General features: G+C 39.6%; 1 protein-coding gene and 1 pseudogene. Both read right to left on the bottom strand.

The genetic code is table 11. From position 1 onward, the window contains the following. Positions 1 to 45: 45 nt before the first annotated feature. Positions 46 to 330 (bottom strand): bacteriocin immunity protein, encoded by a 285-nt coding sequence (locus tag IQR33_RS18995; protein ID WP_038160611.1) that lies wholly within the window; start codon positions 328 to 330, stop codon positions 46 to 48. Position 331: 1 nt separating this feature from the next. Beyond that, a pseudogene (locus tag IQR33_RS35905) lies at positions 332 to 439 on the bottom strand (HNH endonuclease); the annotation flags it as partial.

Genomic DNA, 439 nt, shown 5'->3' with positions numbered 1-439 from the left:
AGTCGTGTGAATAAGAAAAGGCGTCATCGTGACGCCTTTTACTTTTTACTCTTTGAAGCAAGGTTCTCCTTGCTTAGCGCACCACTCTTTTATTTCTAGAATAACACCGTCAGGAGAGTCCTCTCTATCTGGGGAAGGGTGGAAGATCAAAGCATTACCATCAGGGTGAGATACTAACTCTGAAAAATGAGCGGATAGATTTGATATATGCAAGTCATAAGCTTCATCATCTAAATCGTTAGTGTCGGTGTCTTCAAAAAATTCTTCTAAGAAGCGATAGAATTCCGCCTCGGTGTAGTCTTGTAAGGCATCTTTAATTACAAGCTTCATATTATTGATCCTTATGTATGCTGATATGTCGTTTCGGGGTAAGGACACATAAATTATCTACATGGAATACTTCTCCACCATGCTGTATCTCTTCTTTGTGGTGTAACTC

This window comes from Vibrio sp. OPT46 (assembly GCF_015163535.1).
Lineage (GTDB): Bacteria > Pseudomonadota > Gammaproteobacteria > Enterobacterales > Vibrionaceae > Vibrio > Vibrio alginolyticus.
This window is presented reverse-complemented; position numbering and strand designations above follow the sequence as displayed.